This is a genomic window from Enterococcus sp. 22-H-5-01 (assembly GCF_050310005.1).
Classification (GTDB): Bacteria; Bacillota; Bacilli; order Lactobacillales; family Enterococcaceae; genus Enterococcus_A; species Enterococcus_A hailinensis.
Window position 1 is genome coordinate 1,705,001 of the sequence record NZ_CP189993.1, and the last position, 17,901, is coordinate 1,722,901.

10 protein-coding genes (1 of these 10 running past the window's edge) are annotated in these 17,901 nt (G+C 39.3%); 6 read left to right on the forward strand and 4 right to left on the reverse strand.

What is annotated here, in order from left to right; all coding sequences use genetic code 11:
* From ACQKTA_RS08645 to gor, 4 genes are all read left to right on the forward strand, one after another.
* Positions 1-1,946, forward strand: partial view of an ATP-dependent Clp protease ATP-binding subunit gene (locus ACQKTA_RS08645; RefSeq protein ID WP_427813442.1) — the 3' portion only. The gene continues 547 nt to the left of window position 1, outside the view; 1,946 of the gene's 2,493 nt are visible here — the last part of the coding sequence; its start codon lies beyond the left edge, outside the window; the stop codon is at positions 1,944-1,946.
* A 247-nt stretch (positions 1,947-2,193) separates the two neighbouring features.
* Positions 2,194-3,108, forward strand: a complete 915-nt coding sequence (locus ACQKTA_RS08650) for a peptidase U32 family protein (RefSeq protein ID WP_427813443.1) — start codon at positions 2,194-2,196, stop codon at positions 3,106-3,108.
* A gap of 26 nt (positions 3,109-3,134) precedes the next feature.
* Positions 3,135-4,376 (forward strand): peptidase U32 family protein, encoded by a 1,242-nt coding sequence (locus tag ACQKTA_RS08655; RefSeq protein WP_332581568.1) that lies wholly within the window; start codon positions 3,135-3,137, stop codon positions 4,374-4,376.
* A gap of 239 nt (positions 4,377-4,615) precedes the next feature.
* On the forward strand, positions 4,616-5,965 hold the full coding sequence (gor, locus tag ACQKTA_RS08660) for a glutathione-disulfide reductase (RefSeq protein ID WP_427813444.1): 1,350 nt from the start codon (positions 4,616-4,618) through the stop codon (positions 5,963-5,965).
* A 34-nt stretch (positions 5,966-5,999) separates the two neighbouring features.
* On the opposite strand, the gene ACQKTA_RS08665 is transcribed toward gor, so the two are convergent.
* The 4 genes from ACQKTA_RS08665 to ACQKTA_RS08680 form a co-directional block, all read right to left on the reverse strand.
* Entirely contained in the window at positions 6,000-6,953 is a 954-nt protein-coding gene (locus ACQKTA_RS08665; RefSeq protein WP_427813445.1) for a biotin--[acetyl-CoA-carboxylase] ligase, read from the reverse strand.
* Between the two features lie 107 nt (positions 6,954-7,060).
* Positions 7,061-7,864, reverse strand: coding sequence for an ABC transporter ATP-binding protein (locus tag ACQKTA_RS08670; protein WP_427813446.1), 804 nt, complete (start codon positions 7,862-7,864; stop codon positions 7,061-7,063).
* Entirely contained in the window at positions 7,842-8,756 is a 915-nt protein-coding gene (locus ACQKTA_RS08675) for an ABC transporter permease (RefSeq protein ID WP_427813447.1), read from the reverse strand. The genes ACQKTA_RS08670 and ACQKTA_RS08675 overlap by 23 nt, the downstream gene beginning before the upstream one ends.
* A gap of 26 nt (positions 8,757-8,782) precedes the next feature.
* Positions 8,783-9,748 carry an ABC transporter substrate binding protein gene (locus tag ACQKTA_RS08680; protein ID WP_427813448.1) on the reverse strand — a complete coding sequence of 322 codons (966 nt, stop codon included), beginning with the start codon at positions 9,746-9,748 and terminating at the stop codon, positions 8,783-8,785.
* Positions 9,749-10,453: 705 nt separating this feature from the next.
* Here ACQKTA_RS08680 and rpoB point away from each other — a divergent pair.
* On the forward strand, positions 10,454-14,071 hold the full coding sequence (rpoB, locus tag ACQKTA_RS08685) for a DNA-directed RNA polymerase subunit beta (RefSeq protein ID WP_427813449.1): 3,618 nt from the start codon (positions 10,454-10,456) through the stop codon (positions 14,069-14,071).
* A gap of 74 nt (positions 14,072-14,145) precedes the next feature.
* Positions 14,146-17,799 carry a DNA-directed RNA polymerase subunit beta' gene (gene rpoC, locus ACQKTA_RS08690; RefSeq protein WP_407855810.1) on the forward strand — a complete coding sequence of 1,218 codons (3,654 nt, stop codon included), beginning with the start codon at positions 14,146-14,148 and terminating at the stop codon, positions 17,797-17,799.
* The last annotated feature ends 102 nt before the right edge of the window (positions 17,800-17,901 follow it).

Genomic DNA, 17,901 nt, shown 5'->3' on the forward strand with positions numbered 1-17,901 from the left:
TAACAAAATTAGCTAAGGAAAAACGTTTGGATCCAGTAGTTGGACGTGATAATGAGGTTCGCCGGGTTGTTCAGATTTTAAGTCGTCGTACTAAAAACAATCCTGTCCTTGTCGGTGAGCCTGGTGTAGGTAAAACTGCGATTGTAGAAGGTTTGGCGCAACGAATTATTGCTGGTGACGTTCCAGAAGATATGCGTGGAAAGCGATTGATGATGCTTGATATGGGAGCGTTGGTTGCTGGAACAAAATATCGTGGTGAATTTGAAGATCGTTTGAAAAAAGTTATCGATGAAATCTATCATGATGGACAAATTATTTTGTTTATTGATGAATTGCATACATTGATTGGTGCTGGCGGAGCAGAAGGTGCAATTGATGCTTCCAATATTTTAAAACCGGCATTAGCTCGTGGTGAATTACAAACGATCGGTGCTACCACGTTAGATGAATATCAAAAATATATTGAAAAAGATTCTGCATTAGAACGTCGCTTTGCTCGAGTACAGGTTGAAGAACCAACTCCTGAAGAGGCGGAAGAGATATTAAAAGGATTAAGAGCTCGTTATGAAGAACATCATGGAGTCGAAATCACTGATGAAGCTCTTCATGCAGCCGTTTCGTTATCGGTTCGTTATATCAACTCTCGTCAATTACCAGATAAGGCCATTGACTTAATGGATGAATCTTCTGCTAAAGTTCGTTTAGATTCAACGGACGAAGTATCTGAGCTTTCAGAACTAGAAGAAGGAGTTCAAGATTTGGTAACTGAAAAAGAAAAAGCGATTCAAAATCAAGATTTTGAATCGGCAGCTCGTTTACGCTTACGCGAAAAACAGCTTTCAGAAATGTTAGAGCAAGCTAAAATCAAAGCTGCTAAACAAGAGACTGGTTATCTTGATCAAGTAACAGATGAAGATGTGGCAGCTGTTGTTTCTCAATGGACTGGTGTTCCGTTGCAACAATTAGAGAAAAAAGAAAGTCAACGATTATTAGATTTAGAAACTGTTTTGCATAAACGTGTAGTTGGCCAAGAAGAAGCTGTTAAAGCTATTTCAAGAGCTATCCGACGTGCTCGAAGTGGATTGAAAGATCCAAATCGTCCAATTGGTTCATTTATGTTTTTAGGACCAACGGGTGTAGGGAAAACAGAATTAGCCAAGGCATTAGCTGAAGCTATGTTTGGTAGTGAAGAAGCTTTAGTAAGAGTTGATATGTCTGAGTACATGGAAAAATATAGTACTAGTCGTTTGATTGGTTCGCCCCCAGGTTATGTGGGCTATGAAGAAGGTGGACAATTGACCGAAAAAATTCGTCAAAAACCTTATTCAGTTATTCTATTGGATGAAGTCGAAAAGGCGCATCCGGATGTTTTCAATATCTTATTGCAAGTATTAGATGATGGTCATTTGACTGATTCGAAAGGTCGAAAAGTTGATTTCCGCAATACGATTCTAATCATGACTTCTAACATCGGTGCAACAGAGCTTCGTGAAGAAAAAAATGTTGGTTTCAATGCAAAAGATATCACGAAAGATCATTCAGCTATGGAGAAACGAATTCTAGAAGAATTGAAGAAAATTTTCCGACCAGAGTTTATCAATCGAATCGATGAAACTGTTGTCTTTAAATCGTTAGATCAAGAACAAATCCATGAAATTGTAAAAATCATGAGTCGCTCAGTTTTAGAGCGAATGAATGAGCATGAAATAAAAGTGAAAATCACGCCAGCTGCATATGATGTTATTGGTAAAGTTGGTTTTGATCCTGAATATGGAGCTCGCCCAATACGTCGTGCACTGCAAAAAGAAATTGAAGACCGTTTAGCTGAGGCTTTGTTATCGGGGCAAATTCAATTAGGAGATGCTGTGACGATCGGTGCAAGTAAAGGTAAAATCACGTTAACAGTTAAAAATCCGAAAGAAGAAAAAATTCCAGCAAATGTATAAATTGGAAAGAGGCAGGACAGCGTTCCGGCCTCTTTTTGTATGTATATTCTTAAATCTTTCTATTAGCGTTAGTTGGAAACTTTTAAAAGCTGTGATAGTATGGGAAAGTCTAAAAGAAGACCAATCAGCTGAGTTAAGACTAATCATTTTATTAAAAATAATTAGCAACATCAGGTCATTGGCAGATAGGTGAAGGGCAACTCATCTTTTTGAGTGTAATCACCGAGTGAAATTGGGAGGACAACAAATGATCGAAGTAATTGCGACAGCTGAATCAATGGCGCAAGCCGAAGAATTATTAGCTGCCGGAGTAGATACCTTATACATTGGCGAAGAAGAGTATGGTTTACGACTGCCACATTCTTTTACGAGAACAGAACAAAAGCAATTGATTGAATCAGCACACGCTAAAGGTAAAAAAGTGAATATTGCTGTCAATGGAATCATGCATCCTGATAAGATGAAAAAAATTCCAGAATATCTAGATTTTTTAGCCGAAGTAAAACCGGACAATATCGTTGTTGGGGATACTGGGGTAATCTTTTTATTACAAAACTATGATTTATCCTATATCTATGATGCGGAAACACTAGTGACGAATGCGCGCCAAATCAATTTTTGGCATAAAAAAGGTGCGGTCGGAGCTGTATTAGCACGTGAAGTTCCTTTCGAAGAAATGAAAACTTTAAAACAGCATGTTGAAGTGCCAACGGAAGTTTTGGTCTACGGCGCTACGTGTATCCACCAGTCAAAACGTCCTTTACTAAATAATTATTTCAATTATACAAAACAAACGGAAGAATCATCGAAAGACCGCGGATTATTTATTTCAGAACCGAAAAAGGCAGAAACACATTACTCTATCTATGAAGATCAACATGGGACACATATTTTTGCCGATAATGATGTCAACTTGATCAATGAAGTTGACGAGTTAGCTCAAACAGGCTATCAAACATGGAAATTAGATGGATTATTTACTCCTGGAAATCAATTTGTAGAAGTAGCTAAGGCATTTATTTCTGCAAAACTAGCGCTTGAAACAGGAACTTGGGATGAAAAAGCTCAACTTGCTGCTCAGCAATCAATCCAAAAAAATCATCCAGTCGAACGTGGAATGGATACTGGTTTTTATCACTTAGATCCCAATGCAATTAAATAAAGAAATTTAGAACTAGGAGCAACAATATGACAAAGAGAAATTTAAAACGGCCGGAAGTTTTAGCTCCAGCCGGTACATTAGAAAAATTAAAAACAGCAATCCATTATGGGGCAGATGCGGTCTATATTGGCGGCGATGCTTACGGGTTGCGTTCACGTGCGGGAAATTTTTCATTTGAAGAGATGGAAGAAGGGGTGGCTTTTGCCAAACAATATGGTGCAAAAGTTTATGTAGCCGCAAATATGGTAACCCATGAAGGAAATGAAAAGGGTGCAGGAGACTTTTTTAAAAAATTACGTGATATTGGTATCTCAGCTGTAATCGTTTCTGATCCTGCGCTGATTGAAATTTGTGCTACAGAAGCACCGGGATTGGAAATTCATTTATCTACTCAAGCTTCTGCCACGAATGCGGAAACCTTGAAATTTTGGCAAAATGAAGGATTGGAACGGGTTGTATTGGCTCGTGAGGTATCGATGGAGGAGTTAGCTGAAATTCGTCGCAATACAGATATCCAAATCGAAGCCTTCATTCATGGAGCGATGTGTATTTCTTATTCTGGCCGTTGTACGTTATCGAACCATATGTCGATGCGTGATGCTAATCGTGGTGGATGTTCACAATCATGTCGCTGGAAATATGATTTATTTGATATGCCTTTTGCTCAAGAACATCGTTCTTTAACCGAAAATGGTGATGTGACGGAAGAATTTTCAATGAGTGCGGTTGATATGACAATGATCGAACATATCCCCGACTTAATTGAAAATGGCGTTGATAGTCTAAAAATCGAAGGTCGCATGAAATCGATCCATTATGTTTCAACTGTCGCAAACGTTTATAAAGCAGCGGTTGATAGTTATATTGCTGACCCGGATAATTATGTCTGTAAGCAAGAATGGATCGACGAATTATGGAAAGTCGCACAACGAGAATTGGCAACGGGTTTTTATTACAATGTGCCAACTGAAAATGAACAGTTATTTGGACCGCGTCGTAAAATTCCGGTTTATAAATTTATTGGTGAAGTATTAAGCTACGATGAAACAACGGGGATTGCTACTGTTCGTCAGCGGAATCATTTTTCTGTAGGGGATGAAATCGAATTTTATGGACCAAACTTCCATCATTTCGAACAAACAATTACAGAAATGAAAAATGATGAGGGGGAATCGATCGACCGAGCACCTAATCCAATGATGATTTTAACGCTACCAGTGGCACAACCAGTTAAACCTGGAGATATGATCCGCAAGAAAAAAGACTAAGTGATTCTTAGTCTTTTTCTTTTTATATTTTTTATCAAAAGAAAAGTGTTGTTGAGATTAAAATAGTTAGGCAAAAAAGAATTAATTTTTCAAAGAATGTATTAAAATAGAGATATTGAGTTTATACGCCAGTACTATTTTTCAACGGGCATGACTGAGTGATTTTTACATAATAAATGAGAACTGTAGATACTTATTAAAATAAGACCATCAAATAAAGGTAACTAGGAGGCAAATGAATGAAAGAGTATGATTATATCGTCGTTGGCGGAGGTAGTGGCGGAATTGCATCTGCTAATCGAGCTGGCATGCACGGCGCAAAAGTTTTATTGATTGAAGGCAATAAAATCGGCGGCACATGCGTCAATGTGGGCTGTGTTCCTAAAAAAGTGATGTGGCAAGCCAGCAGCATGTTAGAAATGATCGAACGGGATGTACCAGGCTATGGTATCCAAGCAGAAGTTGGGAAATTTGATTTCAAAGAATTAGTTGCTCGACGCGAAAAATACATTGATTTTTTACATGGGGCTTATTATCGCGGATTAGACAGTAATAATGTGGAACGAATTGAAGGATATGCTAGGTTTGCATCTGATCATGTGATCACAGTCAATGGAGAAGAATATACGGCACCTAATGTGCTGATTGCAACTGGCGGACGCCCTAGTCAAATGAAAATTCCTGGTGGAGAATTTGCCATCGATTCTAATGGCTTCTTTGAATTAACAGAACAACCAAAAGACATTGTGGTTCTAGGAGCTGGGTATATTGCGGCCGAATTAAGCGGTGTATTGCAAGGAATGGGTACGCAAGTCCATTGGGCTTTTCGTCATAGTCGTCCATTGCGAACCTTTGATACGATGTTAGCTGATAATTTGGTAGAAAATTATCGCGACAACGGAATGAAACTTTATGATCATCATGTAGCAAAAGAAATTAAACGAACAGAAGATGGACGATATACGGTTCATTTTGAAAATGGCAATACGCTCTCGGGTGAATATGTGCTGTTTGCTGGCGGACGCATTCCAAATACAGATCAATTAGGATTAGAAAACACTTCGGTCACATTAAATGAAAAAGGTTTTGTGCTCGTTGATAAATTTCAAAATACGACCAGTGAAGGGGTCTACGCAGTTGGCGATGTTATCGGAAAAATTGATTTGACACCAGTGGCTATTGCTGCCGGCCGTCGATTATCTGAACGAGTTTTTAATGGAAAAACAGAAGAGTTTTTAGATTATGAAAATGTTCCAACAGTGATCTTTACGCATCCAACGATGGCAACTATCGGTTTGTCTGAAGAAACGGCTATAGAGCGTTATGGTAAAGAGCAAATCAAAATCTATCATTCTCGTTTTACACCGATGTATTTTGCTTTAGGTGACTATCGTCAAAAATGTGATATGAAATTAGTCTGTCTTGGTGAAAAAGAAAAAATCATCGGGCTTCATGCGATCGGTATCGGTGTTGATGAAATGCTACAAGGATTCGCAGTAGCGATCAAAATGGGTGCAACGAAAAAAGATTTCGATGATACAGTAGCGATCCATCCAACCGGCAGTGAAGAATTCGTTACAATGAGATAAATAAAAAGCTTTGCCATGATGGCAAAGCTTTTTTTTATTGAATCGAACTCAAGCTGATCTCACCAGAAGAAAGTGTCATTTGTTCATCACCTAAATCTACGACTAGCTCACCTGTATCGGTAATTGCGACGGCTGTACCAAAATAGTTTTTTTCTTTACGCTTAAAAGTAATTTTTTTACCTAAGACAAACGATTTTTCACGGTACAGTGCTAAATAGTTTTCAGGTTCTGCTAATAGCGTAAAGAATTGATTCCAAATATCGATAATCAATTGGTTTCGTGTGCAATTTGGTCGTCCATCAGGAAATAAAGAAGAGGCTTTTGATTGTATCTCATTAGGGAAATCTTCTTGAGGGATAGAGAAATTGATCCCCATACCAATGATGATATATTTTAAAGAATTCGTTTCGATATCTGTCATCGCTTCAGAGAGGATACCGGCAACTTTTTTTTGATTGATATAAATATCATTGACCCATTTGATTTGACTATTTACACCCAAATGTTCATCAATCGCTTTTGCGACGGCAACAGCCATCAACACGGTATACTGGGGTAATTCTTGTAATTGTTCTTTTGGTTCTAATAACAAACTCATATAAATTCCTTGCTGCTTCACGGCAAAGAAGGGACGATTGAATCTGCCGTGAGGAGCTTCTTGCATATCAGCAACGATCAATAAAGGAGATTTTTTTTCGTCGATTACGGATAATTGCGCATCTTTCATCGTGGAAGCCGACGTTTCTAAAACGGTCACGTCCAGAGGTTGTTGGATCTGAGTTTTGATTTCGTCAGCATCTAGGATATCAGAAGAATGATAACGATAACCCGTAGCTAAATGTTGAATCTGATACCCTTTTTTTTCTAGTTCTTTGATGGCTTTCCAAATAGCCGTTCGGGAAACGCCCAGTTCTTGTGCTAATGCTTCGCCGGATAAGATTTCGTCAGTAGATTTTAAACGAGCTAATATTTTTTCTTTAGTAGACAAGGGGACACCTCCATTGGTTTTACGGTATTTTTCTATGGGCTCAGTGTAACAAAAAAGCAGACTACATAAAAGTAGTCTGCAAAGAAAGAAGGATTTTACTGCTAAAATTAACTAAGTAGTAAAGCATCATCTTTTAATTCAACACCGGAGTTTTGTTGGAACATTTCCATCAATTTCGGTACAGTTAAATGTTGTTTTTCTTCTTGTTTTAAATCCAAAGCGATTTGACCTTGATGGAGCATGATCAAACGGTTTCCGTAGCGGATCGCATCTTCCATATTATGGGTGACCATGAAAGCTGTTAATTCTTGTTCACGAATCAAACGTTCAGTCAATTCCATTACAGTTAAAGAAGTTTTTGGATCGAGTGCCGAAGTGTGTTCATCTAATAGGATCAAATCTGGTCGTTGCAAGGTAGCCATCAACAGAGTGATCGCTTGGCGTTGACCGCCAGAAAGCAATCCGATTTCTGCATCTAACCGATTTTCTAAATTTAGATTTAACATTGCTAGTTGTTCTTTGAAGAAGTTTCGATCTTTACTTTTGACGCCTTTTGAGAAACCACGTTTATGACCGCGTTTCATAGCTAGCGCTAAGTTTTCTTGAACAGATAGACGTACAGCAGTCCCCATTTTAGGATCTTGGAAAACACGGCTGATTTTTTTTGAACGACGAGTAACGGAATGTTTTGTGATCTCTTCTTCGTTTAAGAACATTTGGCCTTCTTCAATTGGTAAAGTTCCAGCTACACTGTTCAACAAGGTCGATTTTCCGGCACCATTACCACCGATGATCGTTACAAATTCGCCAGGGGCTAAACTAAGATTGATTCCTTTTAAGGCATGGTTTTCATTATTTGTCCCACGCTCAAAATATTGATGTAGGTTACTAATTCTTAAGACTGGTTGCATTTTGTTTTTCCCCTTTCTTTTTTGGTGTGAATTTTGAACGGATCTGCGGCAAGGAAAGGCAAAGGACCAAGACGATTGCTGATGCTAATTTAGAATCCGTTGGTTGTACATTCATTTCGAATACTAAAGCTAAGATAAAGCGGTAGATAATGGCCCCGGCAACGATTGTTGCTAAACGAATACCAATCGATTTGTTTCGCAATAATACTTCTGCAATGATGATTGATGCTAACCCAATAACAATCGTTCCAACACCGGAATTTAAATCAGCAAAGCCATTGTTTTGTGCCAAAAGTGCACCTGATAATGCGATGCTACCGTTTGAGATCATGTAACCGACTAATTTCATATTTTCTGTCCGAATACCATTTGCTTCACTCATATCAGGATTATCCCCTGTAGCGCGTACTGCCAAACCGATTTCAGTTTGGAAAAATAAGATTAGAAGTAAAATAAATAGAACGACAATCAAAAGTCCAATCAAAATGACGGCATTGTTTTTTGTTAAGCCCATATTTTGAGCGGCAGTGAAGACGGTACTCTCGCCAAGTAAAGCGATGTTTGGCGCTCCCATTACTCGAGAAGTGATGGAGTAAAGGCCAGTCATAGTGATGATTCCAGCTAATAAAGCTGGAATTTTAAATTTAGTATTCAAAATTCCGGTCACTAGACCAGCTAACATTCCACCACAAAAAGCTAACAGAGTAGCGAGGATGGGGTTCAATCCATTCACAATACCGCTTGCAGCAATCCCGCCGCCTAAAGGAAAGCTCCCTTCAGCGGTAAGATCAGCAATATCTAAAATACGAAAAGTTAAGTATACTCCGATCGCTAGTAACGACCAAAGCAATCCTTGAGACGTCGCGGATAATAACAAAGAGATAACATTCATGGTTTTTCCTTCTTTCTAAAGCCTATCTATTTTGGTTCTTTAATACTGTCTGGATCAATTCCTAAAGCTTTGGCCATATCTTTATTGACCACTAATTTTAAAGTATCTGCTGATTCTACAGGTGTATCTGCTGGTTTCGCATCCCCATCCAAGATTTTTGCAGCCATTTTACCAGTTTGTTTTCCAAGAGCTTCGTAGTCGATACCAACTGTCGCTAAGCCACCCTCGTTAATTTGTTCAGTTGCTCCGGCAACTAATGGAATTTTCTTTTCTTTTACTACATCGCCAATAACAGCGGCAGCACTAGCAAAGGTATTATCAGTTGGAACATAGATGCCATCGACATCACTAGCTAATGATTCAGTGACTTGCTGCACGTCATTTGTTGTGTTTGCAGTTTTTACTTTGACATCAACACCAGCTTTTTTTAATGTTTTCTCAGCTAGATCTGCTTGAATTTTAGAATTAGCTTCGCCGGCGTTATACATGATTCCGATCGTTTTAGCATCGGGAACAATGGATAAGAGTAAATCAATTTGTTTATTGATCGGCACCATATCAGTTGTGCCGGTTACATTACCGCCAGGTTCTTTAACACTTTTTACCAATTTTGCTTCTTTTAAATCAGTAACAGCTGTAACGGTGATTGGGACATCTGTTGTAGCATTTAATAATGATTGGGCTGCTGGAGTAGCAATACCTAGCAACAGGTCTGGATCATCGTTAATCAATTTTTCACTCATGCTTTTCAAATTATCTTGGTTGTTTTGGGCATTTTGATAATCAATTTTCAAATTATCGCCCTCTTTATAGCCTCCTTCGGCTAATCCTTCTTTGAAACCTGTATAGGCATTGTCTAATGATGCATGTTGAACTAATTGCAAAACACCAACATGCTTCATATTGTCATCACTTGCGCTATCCTTGCTGCCGCAAGCACCTAACATTAATAAACTAACCAATCCGATTCCTGCTAATACTGTCTTTTTCATTTTTTTCTCTCCTTTATAGTAAAAAAATCACCCACCTAGAAGTATAGAAATTCTAAGTGGGTGATATGAATGCAAAAAAGTATTATGCTTCAGCCACTTAGATTTCTCTATGCGGCCGGCGGTACGTCAAAATTCTCGAGCCATCATAGATACAAAAAACACTGAGGTTGTTTGTATCCATTCAATGAATACAAACCTATCTAAAATAGCTAAAGTAATAGCGGTTATTCAGTTGTAAGTTTTGTGTGTTCAACATATGAACAACCTCCAACGTATTAAGATTTACATTAGTATACGTTAAGAAAAATAAGCTGTCAATAATAAAAAGAAAAATATTCTGAATATTCAAAAATGTAAATTAAATGATAAATTAATTAGTTTACTGAAAATATTAAGAAAACATTGCGTAGATAGACACTAGCCTTTGATACTATTGACTTTTATGTTAATCTCATGTATTATATTAATTTGCTAAAACTATCTGAAATGATAAAAGGCAGGAACGAAATATTGTCCGTTCCGGCTTTTAATAGGAAACAAAAGTAGAAGCTCGCGAATATGTCTTCAAGAGAATGTTCTATTTTTGGTTTTTTTTTGCCTAAAAGCCGCAAAAAATGTCGGGTGTTACATCAATTTAATTTTTGTAACATAAATGTAATTTATCTTCGGATCGGTTTTCAAAACTTTTTAAGAGGGGTGAAGAACTTGGCTGGACACGTAGTAAAATACGGAAAACACCGAGAACGTAGAAGCTTCGCACGAATCAGTGAAGTGTTGGAATTACCGAATTTGATCGAAATTCAAACAGATTCTTATCAATGGTTCCTAGATGAGGGCTTGCAAGAAATGTTTGAAGACATTTTGCCAATTGAAGACTTTAATGGAAACTTGTCACTTGAATTTGTTGACTATGAATTAAAAGAACCTAAATACACGGTAGCGGAGGCTCGTTCACACGATGCAAACTATTCTGCGCCATTACATGTTGTATTACGTTTAGTAAACCGTGAAACTGGTGAAATCAAATCTCAAGAAGTATTCTTTGGTGATTTCCCATTAATGACTGAACAAGGAACCTTTATCATCAACGGAGCAGAACGTGTTATTGTATCCCAATTAGTTCGTTCTCCTGGCGTTTATTTCCATGGAAAAGTGGATAAAAATGGTAAAGAAGGCTTTGGTTCAACTGTTATCCCTAACCGTGGAGCATGGTTAGAAATGGAAACAGATGCTAAAGACATCTCATATGTACGTATCGACCGTACACGTAAGATTCCTTTGACGACTTTAGTTCGTGCATTAGGTTTTGGTTCAGATGATACGATTTTTGAAATTTTCGGCGAAAGTGAATCATTACGTAACACAATCGAGAAAGACTTGCACAAAAATCCAAGTGATTCTCGTACAGAAGAAGGTTTGAAAGACTTATATGAACGTTTACGTCCTGGTGAACCTAAAACGGCAGACAGCTCTCGTAGTTTGTTAACTGCTCGTTTCTTTGATCCAAAACGTTATGACTTAGCTAATGTTGGTCGTTACAAAGTAAACAAAAAATTAGATCTTAAAACCCGTCTATTGAATTTAACATTAGCAGAAACGCTAGTGGATCCTGAAACAGGCGAAATCATCGTTGAAAAAGGGACTGTTCTTACACACCAAGTAATGGAAGAAACACTTGGCGAACGTTTAGAAAACGGCTTGAATTCAGTAACTTATTATCCAACAGATGATGCAGTCGTGACTGATCCAATGACTGTTCAAGTCATCAAAGTCTTTTCACCAAAAGATCCTGAACGTGAAGTAACCGTGATCGGTAATAACTATCCTGATTCTTCAGTTCGCACGGTTCGTCCGGCAGATATCATTGCTTCAATGAGCTATTTCTTAAACTTAATGGAAGGTATCGGCAATGTCGATGATATCGACCATTTAGGAAATCGTCGTATCCGTTCAGTAGGTGAATTATTACAAAATCAATTCCGTATTGGTTTAGCTCGTATGGAACGTGTTGTTCGCGAACGTATGTCGATTCAAGATCAAGAAACATTGACACCACAACAATTGATCAATATTCGTCCAGTTGTTGCTAGTATCAAAGAATTCTTCGGTTCTTCTCAGTTGTCACAGTTCATGGACCAAACCAATCCTCTAGGGGAATTGACACACAAACGTCGTCTATCTGCCTTAGGACCTGGTGGTTTGACTCGTGACCGTGCCGGATATGAAGTTCGAGATGTTCACTATTCTCACTATGGTCGTATGTGTCCGATTGAAACGCCCGAAGGTCCAAACATTGGGTTGATCAATAGCTTGGCTTCATACGCGAAAGTGAATAAATTTGGGTTTATCGAAACACCTTATCGTCGTGTGGATCGTTCAACTGGTCGAGTAACCGATAAAATTGATTACTTAACTGCTGATATCGAAGACCATTACGTTGTTGCCCAAGCAAACAGTAAGTTAAACGAAGATGGCACTTTCGCAGAGGAAGTTGTTATGGCTCGTGCTACTTCTGAAAACTTGGAAGTAACGATCGATAAAGTGGATTACATGGATGTATCACCAAAACAAGTAGTTGCAGTCGCTACTGCATGTATTCCGTTCTTAGAAAACGATGACTCTAACCGTGCCTTGATGGGTGCCAACATGCAGCGTCAAGCAGTACCTTTGATCAATCCTAAGTCTCCTTGGGTTGGTACGGGTATGGAATACAAAGCTGCTCATGACTCAGGTGCAGCTTTACTATGTAAACACGATGGTGTTGTTGAATTCGTTGATGCTCACGAAGTTCGTGTACGTCGCGACAACGGCGCATTAGATAAATACGACATCACCAAATTCCGTCGTTCAAACTCAGGGACTAGCTACAATCAACGTCCATTAGTTGAATTAGGCGAAAAAGTCGATGCTGGCGATATCTTAGCTGATGGACCATCTATGGAAAACGGCGAATTGGCTTTAGGTCAAAACGTTGTCGTAGCCTTCATGACTTGGGAAGGTTACAACTATGAAGATGCGATCATCATGAGCCGTCGTTTAGTAAAAGACGATGTCTACACTTCTGTCCATATCGAAGAGTATGAATCAGAAGCACGTGATACTAAATTAGGACCTGAAGAAATCACACGCGAAATCCCTAATGTTGGGGAAGACGCATTGAAGAACTTAGATGAAATGGGTATTATCCGCATCGGTGCAGAAGTACAAGATGGCGATTTACTAGTTGGTAAAGTAACACCTAAGGGCGTTACTGAATTATCTGCTGAAGAACGTCTATTACATGCGATCTTTGGCGAAAAAGCCCGCGAAGTTCGTGATACTTCTCTACGTGTACCTCACGGCGGCGGCGGAATCGTTCACGACGTGAAGATCTTTACACGCGAAGCAGGCGATGAATTATCTCCAGGTGTGAATATGTTAGTGCGCGTTTATATCGTGCAAAAACGTAAGATCCATGAAGGTGATAAAATGGCCGGTCGTCACGGAAACAAAGGGGTCGTATCTCGCATCATGCCTGAAGAAGATATGCCATTCTTACCAGACGGTACACCAGTCGATATCATGTTGAACCCATTAGGGGTGCCATCACGTATGAATATCGGACAAGTATTGGAATTACACTTAGGGATGGCTGCTCGCCAACTAGGTATCCATGTTGCAACACCGGTCTTCGATGGTGCGCAAGATAGCGATGTTTGGGAAACTGTCCGCGAAGCGCGTATGGCTGCGGATGCTAAAACTGTTCTTTACGATGGACGTACTGGTGAACCCTTTGATAACCGTATCTCTGTCGGTGTAATGTACATGATCAAATTGGCCCACATGGTCGATGATAAATTACATGCTCGTTCAATCGGACCATACTCTCTTGTTACACAACAACCATTGGGTGGTAAAGCTCAATTTGGTGGACAACGTTTCGGAGAAATGGAAGTTTGGGCACTAGAAGCATATGGTGCTGCTTATACATTACAAGAAATCTTGACTTACAAATCAGATGATGTAGTCGGTCGTGTAAAAACTTACGAAGCCATCGTCAAAGGTGAACCTATTCCAAAACCAGGAGTACCTGAATCTTTCCGCGTATTAGTGAAAGAATTACAAGCACTTGGTTTAGATATGCAAGTCTTAGATATCAACGATAAAGAAATCGAGTTACGTGACATGGATGACGATGATGATGATTTGATTACAGTAGACGCTTTGACAAAATATGCAGAACAACAACAATCTGCTAAAGAAGTCAAAGAACAAGCTGCTGCTGAAAAAGCAGAACAAAAATCTGATTTGATCCAAGAAATCGAAACTGCCGAAGACTTATAAGAGTCACACTTGCCATACGTAAGTCAGCTGATCATTAGCTGACTTACGATAATATGAATTGGAGGGAAACCCTTTTGATCGATGTAAATAAATTCGAAAGTATGCAAATAGGTTTGGCTTCTCCTGAAAAAATCAGAAGCTGGTCATACGGTGAAGTAAAAAAACCGGAAACCATTAACTATCGTACATTGAAACCTGAACGCGAAGGGTTATTCGATGAAAGAATTTTTGGGCCTACCAAAGACTGGGAATGTGCCTGTGGTAAATACAAACGGATCCGTTATAAAGGAATCGTCTGCGACCGTTGTGGCGTTGAAGTCACACGTTCAAAAGTTCGTCGTGAACGTATGGGTCATATCGAATTAGCAGCTCCTGTAACACATATCTGGTATTTCAAAGGAATTCCTTCTCGTATGGGTCTTGTATTAGACATGAGCCCACGTGCGTTAGAAGAAATCATCTACTTTGCATCATATGTCGTAATCGATCCAGGCAATACTAGCCTAGAGAAGAAACAATTATTGACTGAACGTGAATACCGTGAAAAACGTGAACAATACGGTCAAGAATTCCAAGCGGCAATGGGTGCTGAAGCCATCAAACAACTACTTGATAAAGTAGACTTAGAAGGCGAAACTGTTGAATTAAAAGAAGAATTGAAAACTGCTCAAGGACAAAAACGTACACGTGCCATCCGTCGTTTAGATGTTTTAGAAGCATTCCGTTCTTCAGGGAACCTTCCTAGCTGGATGGTTATGGATGTTATTCCTGTCATCCCGCCAGATCTACGTCCAATGGTACAATTAGAAGGTGGCCGTTTTGCTACGAGTGACTTGAATGATCTGTATCGTCGTGTGATTAACCGTAACAATCGTTTGAAACGTTTGTTAGACTTGAATGCGCCAAACATCATTGTTCAAAATGAAAAACGGATGCTTCAAGAAGCTGTCGATGCATTGATCGATAATGGTCGTCGTGGCCGTCCAGTTACTGGACCAGGTAACCGCCCATTAAAATCTTTATCTCATATGTTGAAAGGGAAACAAGGTCGTTTCCGTCAAAACTTATTGGGTAAACGTGTCGATTACTCTGCCCGTTCAGTTATCGTTGTTGGACCATTCTTGAAAATGTATCAATGTGGTTTGCCAAAAGAAATGGCAATCGAATTGTTCAAACCTTTCGTTATGAAAGAATTAGTTCAACGTGAAATTGCTTCAAACATCAAAAATGCGAAACGTAAAATCGAACGTCAAGAAGACGTTGTATGGGATATCTTAGAAGAAGTTATCAAAGAACATCCTGTTTTACTTAACCGGGCACCTACACTTCACAGATTAGGTATCCAAGCATTCGAACCGATCTTAGTTGAAGGTCGTGCAATCCGTCTTCACCCATTAGTATGTGAAGCCTACAATGCCGATTTCGATGGAGACCAAATGGCCGTCCATTTACCTCTAGGTGAAGAAGCTCAAGCAGAAGCTCGTATGTTGATGCTTGCTGCTACACATATCTTGAACCCTAAAGATGGTAAACCAGTAGTAACACCATCTCAAGATATGGTCTTAGGTAACTATTACCTAACAATGGAAGAAGAAGGTCGTGAAGGCGAAGGAATGATCTTCCGTGACATGAACGAAGCTGTCCTAGCATGGCGTAATGGATACGTTCATTTACACTCACGTGTAGCTGTTGATCCTAATACATTAGGCGACAAACCATTCACTGAAGAACAAAAAGAACGTATGCTGATCACAACTGTTGGTAAAATCATCTTCAATGAGATCATGCCACAAGAGTTCCCTTACTTGAACGAACCAACTGATTTCAACTTAACAAAACGTACACCTGACAAATATTTTGTCGAAAAGGGTACAGATATTCCTGCAGTAATCAAAAAACAAGAAATCATCTTGCCATTCAAGAAGAAAAATCTTGGAAATATCATTGCTGAAGTCTTCAAGCGTTTCAAAGTCACTGATACATCAATGATGCTTGACCGTATGAAAGACCTTGGTTATAAACACTCAACTCATGCTGGTATGACTGTTGGTATCGCTGATATCATGGCTTTAGCTGAGAAACAAGAAATCATCGATAATGCCCATAAACAAGTGGCTACGATCACGAAACAATTCCGTCGTGGTTTGATTACGGATGATGAACGTTATGAACGTGTTATCGCTGTTTGGAATGCAGCGAAAGATGAAATCCAACAACGACTAATGGAATCATTAGATGCGAAGAACCCAATCTTCATGATGTCTGATTCTGGAGCCCGTGGTAACATCTCCAACTTTACTCAGCTTGCTGGTATGCGTGGATTGATGGCCGCTCCGAATGGTCAAATCATGGAATTGCCGATCATCTCTAACTTCCGTGAAGGTCTATCTGTCTTGGAAATGTTTATCTCTACCCATGGGGCTCGTAAAGGGATGACCGATACTGCCTTGAAGACAGCCGATTCAGGTTACTTAACTCGTCGTTTAGTTGACGTTGCTCAAGATGTTATCGTACGTGAAGAAGATTGTGGTACTGACCGCGGTCTAGAAATCTCTGCGATCCGTGAAGGTAACGAAATTATTGAATCATTAGAAGAACGTCTAGTTGGACGTTATACTCAAAAATCAGTGAAACATCCTGAAACAGGAGAAGTATTACTTCCTGCTGATGCTTTGATCAGCGAAGAAGATGCAAAACGCATCCTTGATGCAGGCGTTGAGAAATTAACGATCCGTTCAGTCTTCACATGTAATACAAAACATGGTGTATGTAAACATTGTTACGGCCGTAACTTAGCAACTGGAGACGACGTTGAAGTCGGTGAAGCAGTTGGTACGATCGCTGCCCAATCAATCGGTGAACCTGGTACTCAGTTAACCATGCGTACATTCCATACCGGTGGGGTTGCCGGAGACGATATCACACAAGGTCTTCCTCGTGTCCAAGAAATCTTCGAAGCACGTAATCCTAAAGGTTTAGCTGTCATCACTGAAGTTACTGGTGAGGTAGTAGAAATCGTTGAAGATGCAGCAACTCGTTCGAAAGAAGTCACTGTCAAAGGTGAAACAGATACTCGTACGTACACTGTTCCTTATACATCTCGTATGAAAGTTGTCGAAGGCGACATGGTTCATCGTGGTGCACAATTGACAGAAGGTTCAATCGATCCTAAACACTTGTTGCAAGTTCGTGATGTTATCTCAGTTGAAACATACTTATTACGCGAAGTTCAACGTGTTTACCGTATGCAAGGGGTAGAAATCGGCGACAAACATATTGAAGTAATGGTTCGTCAAATGTTGCGTAAAGTCCGCGTTATGGATCCAGGCGACACAGACATCTTACCGGGTACATTACTTGATATTGCTGATTTCAAAGATCAAAACTACACTACATTGGTTTCTGGTGGAACTCCAGCAACATCTCGTCCAGTCTTGCTTGGTATTACAAAAGCATCATTGGAAACAAACAGTTTCTTATCTGCTGCATCATTCCAAGAAACAACTCGCGTCTTGACCGATGCTGCGATCCGCGGTAAGAAAGATCCATTACTTGGATTGAAAGAAAATGTTATTATCGGTAAAATCATTCCTGCTGGTACAGGTATGGCAACTTACCGTAATATGGAACCAAAAGAAGTCGTTGTAGCAAGCGAAAATGTGTATAGTATCTCTGATATTGAAGCACAAATGGCTGCTGAAGATGCTTTGAATAATCCATTAAGCTAATTTTTACATTTGATTTTGTAGCGAAATTGAACGGAATCAAATAAAATATGTCAAAAAAGACCATAAGATTCGTTTAGAATCTTGTGGTCTTTTTATTTTCAC

Bases quoted from the DNA above. Each gene is read 5' to 3' on its own strand.
- gor (WP_427813444.1), top strand. From the start codon at position 4,616: ATGAAAGAGTATGATTATATCGTCGTTGGCGGAGGTAGTGGCGGAATT.
- ACQKTA_RS08650 (WP_427813443.1), top strand. From the start codon at position 2,194: ATGATCGAAGTAATTGCGACAGCTGAATCAATGGCGCAAGCCGAAGAA.
- ACQKTA_RS08655 (WP_332581568.1), top strand. From the start codon at position 3,135: ATGACAAAGAGAAATTTAAAACGGCCGGAAGTTTTAGCTCCAGCCGGT.
- ACQKTA_RS08680 (WP_427813448.1), bottom strand. From the start codon at position 9,748: ATGAAAAAGACAGTATTAGCAGGAATCGGATTGGTTAGTTTATTAATG.
- ACQKTA_RS08675 (WP_427813447.1), bottom strand. From the start codon at position 8,756: ATGAATGTTATCTCTTTGTTATTATCCGCGACGTCTCAAGGATTGCTT.
- ACQKTA_RS08670 (WP_427813446.1), bottom strand. From the start codon at position 7,864: ATGCAACCAGTCTTAAGAATTAGTAACCTACATCAATATTTTGAGCGT.